Genomic DNA, 12703 nt, shown 5'->3' on the forward strand with positions numbered 1-12703 from the left:
AGGCCTACTTGAAAGTCAGTGATATAGCGCGTCAAGCGGAGGTCACCAGTGAAACTGTACGCCATTACGTGCGCGAAGGGTTATTGACCCCTGAACGCCACCCTGACAACGGCTATCAATTATTTACCCAGGGCGACCTGGAGCGCCTGCGTTTTGTGCAGCGCGCCCGCAAGCTCGGCTTCAGCATCGCCGAGGTTCGCGACATCCTCGCACACGCGGATCATGGTGACTCCCCCTGCCCACTGGTGCGCGACCTTCTGGCTCATCGCCTGCCTCAGGTGCGCGCCCAGATTGATGAGCTTCAGGCGCTTGCCGCGCGCATGGAAGCCGCACTGGAAAGCTGGCAGCACATGCCCGATGCGGCACCGGATGGCCACTCGCTCTGCCGCCTGATTGAAAGCTTTCCCAACGAACAGGAGACCCAATGAGCCACGACAACACACCTCACCAACAGCTGACCCGAACAGTGCCCGGGATGAACTGCCAGGGCTGTGTCAAGCGTATGCGAGAGGCCATTCAGGCGTTGGACGACAACGCTGAAGTGATCGGCACTCCCGCCGAAAAACACCTGGATGTGACGACCACACTGGATGACGCGCAACTTGATCAGGCCCTGAAAGATGCTGGCTACCCGCCGGGTGACGTGGCCACGGCAGATGATGAGCCAGACAGCGCTGTCGATACTCAACCCAGCGCTCAGACGACCGGCAGCCAGGCAGCGGACCACAAGGCGTCAGGAAACCAGCAGACCCGCCTGGCGATCAGCGGCATGTCCTGCGCCAGCTGCGTCAAAAGCGTACAGAAAGCACTGGAAAAGACCCCGGGCGTTGAAACGGCCAGCGTTAACTTCGGCACCCATACCGCCCAGGTATTTGGTCAGGCAGACTCGCAGGCGCTAATGGACGCTGTGGATTCCGCCGGTTATAGCGCCGAGCCGATCGTCGATATGCGCGAGGCGGAAAACACCCGCGCCGAGCAGGAAGCCAGGCAGTATAAACAACGCCTCAAGGGTAGCGCTTATGCCTTGGCGCTGGCCCTGCCCCTGATGCTCAGCATGTTTGTCTACCATCCTCATCCGGTTGGTGGCGGACGCCTGTTCTGGCTGGTGATCGGGCTTCTGACGCTGGCCGTCATGGCCTTCCCGGGTCGCCACTTCTTTGTCAACGCCTGGAAGAACTTCAAACATCATCAGGCCAACATGGACACCCTGGTGGCCATGGGTACCGGTACCGCCTGGCTGTATTCCATGACGGTGGTGGCCTTTGCGCCCTGGCTTCCGGAGGTCGCCCACGGCATCTACTTCGAAGCGTCAGCCATGGTGATCGGCCTGATCCTGTTGGGTAATGCCATGGAGCTGAAGGCACGTGGTCGCACCAGCGATGCATTGAAACGCCTGCTTGATCTGCAAAGCCGCACCGCTCGGGTGATCCGCGACGGTGAAGAGCAGGAAGTCGAGATTGATGCCGTGCGCAGCGGTGACCATATCCGTGTCCGCCCTGGCGAACGCCTGCCGGTGGATGGTGAGGTGCTTGAAGGCACCAGCCATATTGATGAATCCATGCTGACCGGCGAGCCGGTGCCCGTGAAAAAAGCGACGGGTGATGAGGTCAGTGCAGGTACGGTCAACGGCAAGGGCGGCCTGGTCTATCAGGCCACCCGGGTGGGCGCTGACACCCGCCTGGGGCAGATAACCGAGCAGGTCGCCAACGCCCAGAATTCACGCCCGCCGATTGGCGAACTGGCCGATAGGGTATCGAGTATCTTCGTGCCTTCGGTGATGATTATTGCCGTCCTGACGGCTCTGGTATGGTTCAATCTTGGCGCCGAGCCACGCGTGATTCATATGCTGGTGACCGCCACCACCGTCCTGATCATTGCCTGCCCCTGTGCGCTGGGCCTGGCCACGCCTATCTCGACGATGATAGGGGTTGGCAAGGCAGCTGAGCACGGCGTGCTGGTGCGCAACGGTGACGCCCTGCAAACCGCCAGTAAGCTGACCACCCTGGTGGTCGACAAGACCGGCACCTTGACCGAGGGCAAGCCCAGCGTCACCGAGGCGCATACGCTTCAGGGTGATGAAGCAACCGCTCTGAGCTATGTGATGGCACTCGAACGTGGCTCCGAGCACCCACTGGCGGCGGCGCTGACTGCCCATGGCGAAGATGCCAACATCCAGGCCGCCGAGATCACTGACTTTGATAGCGTGACCGGTGGCGGCGTCAAGGCGGAAACGTCCGATGGCAAGGCTCTGCTGCTGGGCAATGCGCGCTTGCTGGAGAATGCGGGTATCGAGCTGACCGATGGACAGGACACCGCCCGGGAACTGGAAGACAAGGCACGTACCCTGGTGTATCTGGCGGTTGACGGCCAGCTGACAGCGCTGTTCGGCATCAGCGACCCGCTGCGTCAAGACACCAGGGCAGCGATTGAACGACTGCAGGGCGATGGCCTCAAGGTCGTCATGCTGACCGGTGACAATCAGCACACCGCTGCGGCGATCGCCCGCGAGGTAGGCATTGACGACTACCGCGCCGGCCTCTTGCCCGAGGACAAGCACGCAGAGATCGAGCGCCTGCAGAAAGAAGGCGAGGTCGTGGGCATGGTCGGTGATGGCATTAACGATGCCCCTGCCCTGGCGCGCGCCAATGTCGGTTTTGCCATTGGCCAGGGCACTGATGTGGCGATTGAAAGTGCCGGCATGACCCTGATGCGCGGCTCACTGCATGGGGTGGCGGATGCTATCGAGATCAGCCAGGCCACCCTGCGCAATATCAAGCAGAACCTGGTGGGCGCCTTTGGCTACAACGTCCTGTGTATACCGATTGCCGCCGGGGTGTTCTACCCGCTGACCGGCATGCTGCTTTCGCCGATGATTGCCGGGGCGGCCATGTCACTGTCCTCGATTACCGTGGTCAGCAACGCCAACCGCCTGCGGCTATGGAAAACCCAGCGCCAGAACGCTGCCCATCATTCAGATACCCTCACCACACAGGAGCAACACGCATGAGTATCCTGGTTAACCTTACCGGTCTCATCCTGATCGGCGCCATTGTCTGGTGGTTCTGGTTGAGCAACGCCGACTAGGGCCTAGGCCTGCCCGCTCAACTGACACCGATATAGCGCCCGGGTTTGTGGTTCAGAGCAATGATCAGGTTCAGGGTGACGGCGCCGACAACCGAGTAGCCCACCCTGTCTAGCGGCAGCTGGGTCAAGGCCACCAGCAGGATGAGGCCATCAATCCCCAGCTGCACGTAACCAGCCCGCCAACCGTGGCGCTGCTGCAGATAAAGCGCCAGAATATTGATGCCGCCGAGACTGGTACGATGGCGAAACAGCATCAGCATGCCCACGCCGATCAGGGCACCGCCCATGACAGCAGCGTAAAGCGATGGCACTGACTCAAACGTCACCCAACGCTGGGTCAACTCCGAAAACACCGAAACCAGACCGATAGCCACAAAGGTGCGCAGGGTGAAACTCCAGCCCATGCGTTTGATGGCCAGATAATAGAACGGCAGATTAATGGCAAAAAACCACACCCCGAAGCCCCAGCCGGTCAGATAGTTCAGCAGCAGAGCCATGCCGGCCGTGCTGCCCGTCAGCAGTACCGCCTGGGTATAGAGCGTCACGCCAAGGGCCACAAACAGCGTACCCAACAGCATGGCCATGACATCTTCATAGGGTTGATGCGGATCTTGAGGTAAATTGTCGTCACGCATGATGCGTCCTCTGCAATGAACAAGCGGCGGGATCTCTCCGCCGCTTGCAGGAAAAACTCACTGACCTGTCGGGGTAACGATGGCCAGTCATGATGGTCAGGCCAGGCCGGCGTGCTCCACCATCAGCTGGAGCGATTCGCGGCCGCGCCAGCGATTACGGTTGAGTTTATAGGCACAGTGCAGCGTATCGCCCACGTCAAAAGAGGGTAACTCGCCTGGCGTCAGGGCACGAAACCAGATCGCCTTGCAGGTCACTGGCCCATGGGAAAGCTCCATCATCAGGTGTGATCCATCCGCCCCCACGGGGCGCAGGGCTTCAACAATAAAGCGGCCTTCAAACAACGGCGGGTCGAACTCGCGACCATACGGACCCAAAACGTCAATATCGTCCAGGGTCGCAAGCGTCAATTGCTGACTGGAAAGTTCTCCATCGGTCCAAAGCCTTGGGTAAAGTGGCGTATCCCCGAGCTGTTCGTTGACTGCCTGCAGAAAAGCCGCCTTGAAGGCTGCCAGCTGCTCTCTGGGCACACCGACTCCCGCCGCCCCGCTATGCCCTCCAAAGCGGGGCAAGGCTTCTGGTGCCAGCTCATGGGTACGCTGCAGGGCATCGCGCAGGTGCAGCCCATCGATCGAGCGGCCAGAACCGGTGAGCATGCCGGGCTGGGCGGCCCGCGTCAGCACCAGCGCCGGCCGCCCATAGGCCTGCACCAACCGTGAGGCCACTATGCCCTGCACACCGGGATGGCCATCTTCCAGCAGCACCACCAGCGCCATGGCGTCTGCCGCCAGTTCCACCGCGGCCAGGGCGCGTGCCTCCTGGGCCATATCCGCTTCAATGGCCTTGCGCGACTGGTTATCATCATCCAGCACATCCAGCTGGCGGTTGGCGATCGCATCACTTTCCGCCAGCATGAAATGCAGCGCCGCGTAAGGGTCATCCAGACGCGAGCGGGCGTTGATGCGCGGGCCCATCTGAAACGCCAGGGTCTCAGCGTTGAACGGCATGCTATCCTGACCCAGACGCTGCGCCATAGCCCGCCAGCAGGCCGCATCCATACGGTTGATCAGGGTCAACCCCTGGCTGACCACAGCACGGTTGGCCGGGCTGCCCCCCAGGGAAACGCAGTCAGCCACCGTTCCCAGGGCCACATAGGAAAGCCACGGCGACAGCTTCGGCGTGGTCTCGGGCAAGGCCCCCCATTCGATCAACACATGGCGCGCCAGCGACATCACGAGCCACGCCACCATACAACCGGCAATGGTTTTGTCCGGGTAGGTACAATCGCTGCGGGTCGGGTTGACGCAGGCATAGGCAGAGCCAGGCGGCCCTTCAACGGCGAGGGCGTGGTGGTCGCTGACGACCACATCGATACCCGCCTCTTTGAGGCGCGCAATACGCGGCTCATCGGAACTGCCACAATCCGCGGTAATCACCAGGGTTGGGCGTGGCGACAGGCTCAAGGTGCGCTCCACCAGCGGCAGGCTGATACCGTAACCGTCATGGATACGATGGCCGATAAGGCTATGCAGCCTGGCTTCTGGCACACCAAAAAGCTCCACCAGGGTGCGCCGGATCACAACGTGCGAGGTGATCCCGTCTACGTCGTAGTCGGTCAGAATCCCGATCGACTCACTCTCGGTCACCGCCTGGGCAATGCGTTCCGCTGCGCGCCGCCCATCGGCCAGCTTTTCAGGATGGGCCAGATAGCGCAGGCTCGGCGCCACCAGAGGCTTGAGCGCGCCCTGGTAGCCGGGCAGTCGGGACGCCAGCAGCCGCGCCTGAAGTTCATTCAGGCCTTCGAGCTGTGCCCGGGCATAAACTGTCTCGTCCAATGGGCGCGGCTCCAGGCGGGGCTGGGTCACACTGGACGGTAGATCCTGACGTGCATTCATGCTCAATGCTCAACCTGCTGGACAAGGCTCACCGACGGTTATCAACCACAAATTGCTGCACCGCTTCCAGCGTGGCAGGCAATACGCTGTAACGCTCTTCGCGATCCAGCAGGTCATCCATATGGGTCGGCAGCGGCACTCCCTGAAAGCCCGCCTTGACGACGGCTTCGGCAAACTTGGCCGGGTGAGCGGTGGCCAGCGTCACCATGGGTGTTGACTGATCGGCACGGGCACGCTCGGCAGCACGATAGCCGGTCGCCGTGTGCGGGTCGAGAATTTCACCCGTGCGGTGATGGGCTTCGCGAATCACTTCAAGAATAGTGGCATCATCGACGCTGAAACTGGAGAACTTCGCCCGCAACTTGGCCAGCGGTGCATCTGCCAGCGCCGTTGGCTCCGTCTGGAAGCGCTCCAACAGGGCGGCAACGGCGTCGCCGTCACGCTCGTAGGCGTCAAACAGCAGGCGCTCAAAGTTGGACGACACCACGATATCCATGGATGGCGCCAGGGTCGCGGCCAACTCACGCTTGGAGAAATCATTGGCGGTCAGGGTGCGATGCAGGATGTCGTTGGCATTGGTGGCGATAATGAACTGCTTGACCGGCAAGCCCATCCTGTGGGCCATGTAACCCGCAAAGACGTTACCAAAGTTGGCTGAAGGCACGCTGAAGCTGACCTCGCGATGCGGCGCACCCAACGCCACCCCAGCCGCAACGTAGTAGACGATCTGCGCCATGATGCGCGCCCAGTTGATCGAGTTCACCGCCACCAGGCGAGACCCGTTGAGGAAGTCCTGGTTGGCAAAGCTTTGCTTGACCATGGCCTGGGCATCATCGAAGTTGCCTTCAATGGCCACATTGAACACGTTATTGGCCACCACCGTGGTCATCTGGCGACGCTGCACCTCGGAAACGCGGTTGTGTGGATGAAGGATGAAAATATCCAGGTTATCGCAGTGACGACACCCTTCAATCGCCGCCGAGCCGGTATCCCCGGAGGTAGCCCCCATGATGACGGCGCGCTCGTTACGCTTTTTCAGGAAGTGATCCAGCAGCCGTCCCAGCAGCTGAAGGGCGACATCCTTGAAGGCCAGGGTCGGGCCGTGGAACTGTTCAAGCAGAAAGTGATTGGCATCCAGCTGCTTGAGGGGCAGGACGGCATCATGGTTGAAGGTGGCGTAGGCATCGGTCACCAGGCCACGGAAAGTATCGTCGTCGATCTCTCCATTCACAAACGGCTGCATGACCCGAAAGGCTATTTCCGCGTAGGAAAGGCCCGCCATATCGGCGAGCGCTTCAGCGGAAAAATGCGGCAGGCTCTCCGGCACATAGAGGCCACCGTCATTTGCCAGCCCCGTAAGTACCACTTCTTCAAACGACAGGGCGGGGGCTTGCCCGCGAGTACTGACGTAGCGCATGGCCTTACTCTCCTTCGTCCAGGCTTTCGACACGGATGCGGGTTATCGTGCCGGGAATATCCGCCATGGACTCGATTTCACGAATGGCTTCGTTCATCTGCTTTTCCTTGGTGCGATGGGTCATCAGGATAATCGGCACCAGGTCGCCATCCGGCGATTCTTTCTGGATCAGGGCTTCAATCGAGATGCCCTGCTCGGCAAGAATGGTTGCCACTCGCGCCAGCACACCCGGGCGGTCGACGGCCAGCAGGCGCAGATAGTAAGCCGTGGTGATATCTTCCATCGGCATGATCGGCACGGCATTGACGTCCTGACCCACACCGCTGAACGCCAGGTAAGGCACGCGATAGTGATGATCTGTAGCGATATCCCGGGCAACGTCGAGAATATCCGCAACCACCGCTGAAGCTGTTGGCTCTGCACCCGCGCCGGCACCGTAGTAAAGGGTGGGACCGACCGCATCACCCATGACCTCAATGGCATTCTTGACGCCATGAACGTTGGCCAGCAGACGCTCCTTGGGTATCAGGGCGGGGTGAACGCGCAGCTCGAGGCCGTTTTCGGTGCGCTTGGAAATTCCCAGGTGCTTGATGATGTAGCCCAGATTGTCTGCCTGTTCAACGTCTTCAGCAGTGATTCGCGAAATACCTTCGGTGTAGGCTTTCTCGAACTGCAGCGGCACGCCATAGGCAATCGAGGCCAGGATGGTCAGTTTGTGAGCCGCATCAATGCCTTCCACATCAAAGGTCGGATCGGATTCGGCGTAACCCAGCGCCTGAGCTTCGGCCAGCACGTCCTCAAAGGCCCGCCCCTCATCGCGCATATGGGTGAGAATATAATTGCCCGTGCCATTGATGATACCGGCAACCCACTCGATGCGGTTGGCGCCCAGACCTTCGCGCAGCGACTTGATGACCGGAATACCACCGGCAACGGCAGCTTCAAAAGCAACAATAACGCCCTTTTCATGGGCAGCCTGAAAGATCTCGTTGCCATGCACGGCAATCAGCGCCTTGTTGGCCGTGACCACATGCTTACCGTTTTCAATCGACGTCAGCACCAGCTGGCGGGCTACGTCATAGCCGCCAATGGCTTCTACCACAACATCGACATCAGGATTGCAGGCAACTTCAAAAACATCCGTGGTGGCCTTGATGCCGGTGATATCACAGTCCGGGTGAATACTGCGATGCCCGACCTGTTCAATGACAATGGGGCGCCCTGCACGACGGGCAATATCATCCGCGTTGCGTGTCAGCACATTGAAGGAGCCGCCACCCACCGTACCCAAGCCACAGATGCCTACTCTCACCGGTTTCAAAATAATTCCCCTTTTATATGTCGTTTTGCACCAGACGCTGCCTGTTACAGCGTACCGGATTCATGCAGGCGCAGACTCACGGGCGCAAGACGCCGTTCTCTGACACCTGTAATGTTATGACGTTATCTGTATCCAGCGCGGCAACCTAGCGCTGATTATCCTGAATAGCACGCTTAACTATTCACTATTCACTATTCACTATTCACTATTCACTATTCACTATTCACCAAGACCGAGCATGCCGAGCAGGCGCTCTGGCGGTACGAAGCCGGGTACCAGCTCGCCGCCTGGCAGGATGATAGCGGGTGTCCCCTGCACGCCCAGCGTCATACCTGTCTGGTATTGGGATGCTACCGGATTATCGCAGTTGGCGCTGCCTGAAAGTGCCTCACCCTGTTTGGCATCGGTCAGGGCCTGCTGAGGATTGTCAGCGCACCACGCCTGCTGCATGACCCGGGCGGCGTCGCCGTTCATGCCGGTACGCGGAAAAGCAAGGTAATGCACGGCCACACCGGCCTCATTCAGCTCGGGCACAGTCTCGTGAAGGCGTGTGCAGTAAGGGCAGCTGGTATCGGTAAACACGACGACAGTGGCTTTCGGCTCGTCCACAGCGCGAAAGACTATTCGCTCGTCTTCCGGAATGGCGGCAATCACCTCCGCACGCTCCTGATTGCCTTCCTGCTCGGTCAGGTTGACCAGGCCACCGTCCTGATTGGCGTACAGGTCACCGACCAGAAAGTAACTGCCATCGGCGTTGGCATAAAATGTTTCACCGTTGGTCAGCTGTACCTGATAGATACCCGCCATTGGCGTTTCGTTGACGTTTTCCACCGGCATTGGCTGGCCGTTGACACTCAGCGTTTCGGTAAGTGCTTCCGGCACAGATTGCGCCATGGCCGCCGAGGACAAGAGTGCGCCCCCTAGCAACAGGGGTAATAATGAGAGACGACGCATATTCCTTTTAACCTCTTGGATGATGGTGAGCGTGCAGACTTTCCAGACGTGCCTGAGCCACATGTGTGTAAATTTGTGTTGTGGACAAATCGCTATGACCCAACAACAGCTGTACGACCCTTAGATTGGCCCCATGATTCAATAGATGCGTTGCAAAGGCATGCCGCAGGGTATGTGGAGACAGCGGCTTTTTGATGCCGGCCGTCAACGCATGGGCCTTGATGCGATGCCAGAAGGTCTGGCGCGTCATGGCGCGGTTGGCTCTTCCCGGAAAAAGGGCTGGCCGCATCGGATCTGACATCAGTTCGTTCCGCGCGCTGCGCAGGTAGCGCTCTAGCCAGGCACTCGCCTCATCCCCCAAGGGTATCAAGCGATCCTTGTCACCTTTACCACGCACCCTGACCACCCCCTGATTAAGATTCAGCGCATCTAACGTCAAGCCTACTAGCTCGGAGACACGCAAGCCACAGGCATAGAGTAATTCCAGCATGGCCCGGTCTCGCACACCCAGGGACGTGGATGTATCCGGCGCTTCCAACAGACGAATCACCTCGTCTTCATCCAGGCTACCCGGCAGCGCTGGCGTTACCCGTGGCAGCTTTACATTTGCCAGCGGGTCACTGTCGACATGGCCATTCAAACGCGCCCAGCGATAAAAGCTCCGCAAGCTGGAGAGCAGCCGGGCGTTACTGCGTAGCTGATAGCCCTGGGCTCGTCGCTGATCAAACCAGCTGACCAGCTGTGCAGACGAAGACGTTGTCAGGCCATCGCCCTGGTCTGCCAGATAGTCTTGCCAGGCCGACAGATCACGGCGATAGGCCGCCAGGGTATGTTCGCTGACACCACGTTCCAACCATAAGGCATCCAGGAAAGCATCAATCAGGTCCATAGGCTGCTCATCATCCTGCTATTCTTCCTCCAGCACCTTCCTTGTGACCTGACAGCCTGGTCAGATCTGGCAAGGGGTATCCTGCCGTCTGGCCAGGCAAAAATAAACCCCGCCCCGCAAAGCGGTGACGGGGTTATCAGACCAGCTATCCACTGACCGGCAGTGCAGATCACTGCCGACCCAGCATCAGGACAGCTTTTCCTTGATACGTGCAGACTTACCGCTACGCTCACGGAGGTAGTAGAGCTTGGCCTGACGCACATCACCACGACGCTTGACGGCAATCGAGTCCACCAGCGGGCTGTAGGTCTGGAAGGTGCGCTCCACGCCAACACCGTTGGAGATCTTACGTACGGTGAAAGCGGAGTTCAGGCCACGGTTACGCTTGCCGATCACGACACCTTCAAATGCCTGCAGGCGCTCGCGGTTACCTTCTTTTACCTTTACCTGGACAACAATGGTATCGCCGGGAGCAAAAGCAGGTATTTCCTTGCTCATCTGCTCGCTCTCAAGCGCCTGGATCACTTTGTTCTTACTGCTCATAATCTACTCCTGAAATATCAGTTGGCTTTTCCGCTCTGCAATGGATGGCGGAAGCCGTGATCCCGGCGCTCAAGGCGAGCTGCCCGGGAGTCGTCATGGGTGACACAGATCCGTAAGACGGTTAATCCGCAAGGATTGTCAACTGTCTTCGCCCTGCACCGCCGCCTTTCTGGCGTATTCTTCGATGAACTCATCCAACAGTTGCTGCTGGGTCTTGTCCAGCTCGCGGCCTTCAATCAGATCCGGCCGCCGCTGCCAGGTACGCCCCAGCGATTGCTTCATGCGCCAGCGCTTAATCGCCGCATGATTGCCACTCAGCAGCACATACGGCACCTTGCGTCCATCAATCTCTTCAGGACGGGTGTAGTGCGGACAATCCAGCAAGCCGTCGTTAAACGAGTCCTCGACGGCGGAATCCTGATGCCCCAGAACACCGGGAATCAGTCTGGCCGCCGCGTCAATCAGCACCATGGCAGGCAGCTCACCACCGCTCAGCACATAATCACCAATTGACCATTCTTCATCGATATCATGTTCAACGATACGCTCATCGATGCCTTCATAGCGCCCCGCCACCACAATCAATGGGCTGCGTCGCGCCAGATGCTGCACTCCGGCCTGATCCAGCTTACGCCCCTGGGGCGAAAGATAGATCACCGTGGGCGTTTTGCCCGTCGCCTCCAGGGCACTCTGGCGAGCATCCGCAATGGCACCGCGTAACGTATCTACCTTCATCAGCATGCCCGGACCACCACCATAAGGGCGGTCATCAACGCTGCGATGGCGGTCTGTGGCGTAATCACGCGGGTTCCAGAATTGCAGTGCAATCTGGTGTTTCTCGACAGCTCGCCCCGTGACACCGTGCTGGGTTAATGCAGCAAACATCTCGGGAAACAGGGAAACGACACCGATCCACATTGCAGGATTTCTGGCGTGATTGAAAACGGCTTGTTCACTCAAAACTTGTGTCTCAAAATTCCGGATCCCAATCCACTTCCATACGTTGTGCCTCAAGATCCACCTTGATGATGACATCACCCGGCAGATAGGGCAGCAAACGCTCACGCTTGTCGATGGCATCCTGACTACCGCGCACCACCATGACATCGTTGGCGCCGGTTTCGAACAGATAGCTTACCTGCCCCAAACACTCTCCAGACCTGGTATAGACATGCAGGCCTTCAAGTTCGTGCCAATAATACTCTTCATCAGCCAGCTCGGGCAGTTCACTTTTGGGCATGACAATATCTGCCTGGGCCAATGCTTCAGCCGCATCACGATTATCAATACCTTCAAGCTGAACAACCAGCCCCTTACCTTGCCGACGTCCCTGAATCACAGTGAGAGGTTGCAGCGTTTCGCCTTGACGAACCCACCATTCAGAGTAATCAAATATGCTGTCTATCGGGCTCGTGTAGGCATACACCTTCAACCATCCTTTCACCCCGTGGGGGCTAGTCAGCTTGCCAAGCACCACGTAGGTGTCGTCTGATTGCTGTAATGCGTTATGCGTCATTGACGACCCCGGTTCAACAGCTGATGACGCTCAGCGCGTCACTGTGAGGCTTACGCCTGCTTGCGTGCTTCCTTGACCAGCTCAGCAACACGGCCAGACAGCTGTGCGCCATGGCTTTGCCAGTGAGCAACACGCTCAAGGTCAACACGCAGACGCTCTTCCTGACCGCGGGCGACCGGGTTGAAGAAACCGATACGCTCAATGAAACGGCCGTCACGGGCGTTCCGCGAATCCGTCACGGTAAGGTGATAAAAGGGACGCTTTTTGGCGCCACCACGTGCCAAACGAATGGTAACCATACGATAACTATCCTTCGGTTGAGGTTACAAGAGAGCCAAACCGCTATGGTTTAGTGCCTCTATATCAACGATATAAACGATCAACGATAAGAATCGATCAACGACCTAAAATCGTGTCCAAGCCCACATGGTGCAGTAAGCGGCATATACCG

Annotated in this window: 12 protein-coding genes; 2 read left to right on the forward strand and 10 right to left on the reverse strand. The window is 58.8% G+C overall.

Going from position 1 to position 12703, the window contains the following annotated elements; translation table 11 throughout:
- The first annotated feature begins 8 nt into the window (after window positions 1-8).
- Both LL947_RS10485 and LL947_RS10490 read left to right on the forward strand, forming a co-directional pair.
- A complete protein-coding gene (locus LL947_RS10485; RefSeq protein WP_290823806.1) occupies window positions 9-428 on the forward strand; it encodes a MerR family transcriptional regulator in 420 nt (139 codons plus the stop codon).
- Entirely contained in the window at window positions 425-3007 is a 2583-nt protein-coding gene (locus LL947_RS10490) for a heavy metal translocating P-type ATPase (RefSeq protein WP_499833153.1), read from the forward strand. Before LL947_RS10485 ends, LL947_RS10490 begins: the two co-directional genes overlap by 4 nt.
- Window positions 3008-3101: 94 nt before the next feature.
- Here the strand turns inward: LL947_RS10490 and LL947_RS10495 are convergent, their stop codons facing one another.
- From LL947_RS10495 to rpsP, 10 genes are all read right to left on the reverse strand, one after another.
- Window positions 3102-3719, reverse strand: a complete 618-nt coding sequence (locus tag LL947_RS10495; protein ID WP_290823802.1) for a YitT family protein — start codon at window positions 3717-3719, stop codon at window positions 3102-3104.
- A 96-nt stretch (window positions 3720-3815) separates the two neighbouring features.
- Entirely contained in the window at window positions 3816-5612 is a 1797-nt protein-coding gene (locus LL947_RS10500; RefSeq protein ID WP_499833154.1) for a single-stranded-DNA-specific exonuclease RecJ, read from the reverse strand.
- A 28-nt stretch (window positions 5613-5640) separates the two neighbouring features.
- Complete coding sequence (gene thrC, locus LL947_RS10505) at window positions 5641-7029, reverse strand: threonine synthase (RefSeq protein WP_499833155.1); 1389 nt, start codon at window positions 7027-7029, stop codon at window positions 5641-5643.
- Window positions 7030-7033: 4 nt separating this feature from the next.
- The gene (locus tag LL947_RS10510; protein ID WP_290823795.1) at window positions 7034-8350 is read right to left on the reverse strand and encodes a homoserine dehydrogenase; all 1317 of its coding nucleotides are present in this window, start codon (window positions 8348-8350) and stop codon (window positions 7034-7036) included.
- Between the two features lie 219 nt (window positions 8351-8569).
- Window positions 8570-9304, reverse strand: coding sequence for a DsbC family protein (locus LL947_RS10515; RefSeq protein ID WP_499833156.1), 735 nt, complete (start codon window positions 9302-9304; stop codon window positions 8570-8572).
- Window positions 9305-9311: 7 nt separating this feature from the next.
- A complete protein-coding gene (xerD, locus tag LL947_RS10520; protein WP_290821920.1) occupies window positions 9312-10193 on the reverse strand; it encodes a site-specific tyrosine recombinase XerD in 882 nt (293 codons plus the stop codon).
- Window positions 10194-10379: 186 nt separating this feature from the next.
- Window positions 10380-10736 (reverse strand): 50S ribosomal protein L19, encoded by a 357-nt coding sequence (rplS, locus tag LL947_RS10525; protein ID WP_290821918.1) that lies wholly within the window; start codon window positions 10734-10736, stop codon window positions 10380-10382.
- Window positions 10737-10874: 138 nt separating this feature from the next.
- A complete protein-coding gene (trmD, locus tag LL947_RS10530; protein ID WP_499834414.1) occupies window positions 10875-11654 on the reverse strand; it encodes a tRNA (guanosine(37)-N1)-methyltransferase TrmD in 780 nt (259 codons plus the stop codon).
- A 52-nt stretch (window positions 11655-11706) separates the two neighbouring features.
- The gene (gene rimM, locus LL947_RS10535; protein WP_290821914.1) at window positions 11707-12252 is read right to left on the reverse strand and encodes a ribosome maturation factor RimM; all 546 of its coding nucleotides are present in this window, start codon (window positions 12250-12252) and stop codon (window positions 11707-11709) included.
- A 50-nt stretch (window positions 12253-12302) separates the two neighbouring features.
- Window positions 12303-12551, reverse strand: coding sequence for a 30S ribosomal protein S16 (rpsP, locus tag LL947_RS10540; RefSeq protein ID WP_100819297.1), 249 nt, complete (start codon window positions 12549-12551; stop codon window positions 12303-12305).
- Between the last annotated feature and the right edge of the window lie 152 nt (window positions 12552-12703).

Origin of the sequence: Halomonas sp. BLK-85 (genome assembly GCF_044792155.1) — a bacterium.
In the GTDB taxonomy this organism is placed as follows: Bacteria; Pseudomonadota; Gammaproteobacteria; order Pseudomonadales; family Halomonadaceae; genus Vreelandella.

Excerpts from the sequence above, each read along its gene's own strand:
- LL947_RS10490 (WP_499833153.1), top strand. The coding sequence starts at position 425 with ATGAGCCACGACAACACACCTCACCAACAGCTGACCCGAACAGTGCCC.
- LL947_RS10495 (WP_290823802.1), bottom strand. The coding sequence starts at position 3,719 with ATGCGTGACGACAATTTACCTCAAGATCCGCATCAACCCTATGAAGAT.
- LL947_RS10500 (WP_499833154.1), bottom strand. The coding sequence starts at position 5,612 with ATGAATGCACGTCAGGATCTACCGTCCAGTGTGACCCAGCCCCGCCTG.
- thrC (WP_499833155.1), bottom strand. The coding sequence starts at position 7,029 with ATGCGCTACGTCAGTACTCGCGGGCAAGCCCCCGCCCTGTCGTTTGAA.
- LL947_RS10515 (WP_499833156.1), bottom strand. The coding sequence starts at position 9,304 with ATGCGTCGTCTCTCATTATTACCCCTGTTGCTAGGGGGCGCACTCTTG.
- xerD (WP_290821920.1), bottom strand. The coding sequence starts at position 10,193 with ATGGACCTGATTGATGCTTTCCTGGATGCCTTATGGTTGGAACGTGGT.
- rplS (WP_290821918.1), bottom strand. The coding sequence starts at position 10,736 with ATGAGCAGTAAGAACAAAGTGATCCAGGCGCTTGAGAGCGAGCAGATG.
- trmD (WP_499834414.1), bottom strand. The coding sequence starts at position 11,654 with ATGTGGATCGGTGTCGTTTCCCTGTTTCCCGAGATGTTTGCTGCATTA.
- rimM (WP_290821914.1), bottom strand. The coding sequence starts at position 12,252 with ATGACGCATAACGCATTACAGCAATCAGACGACACCTACGTGGTGCTT.
- rpsP (WP_100819297.1), bottom strand. The coding sequence starts at position 12,551 with ATGGTTACCATTCGTTTGGCACGTGGTGGCGCCAAAAAGCGTCCCTTT.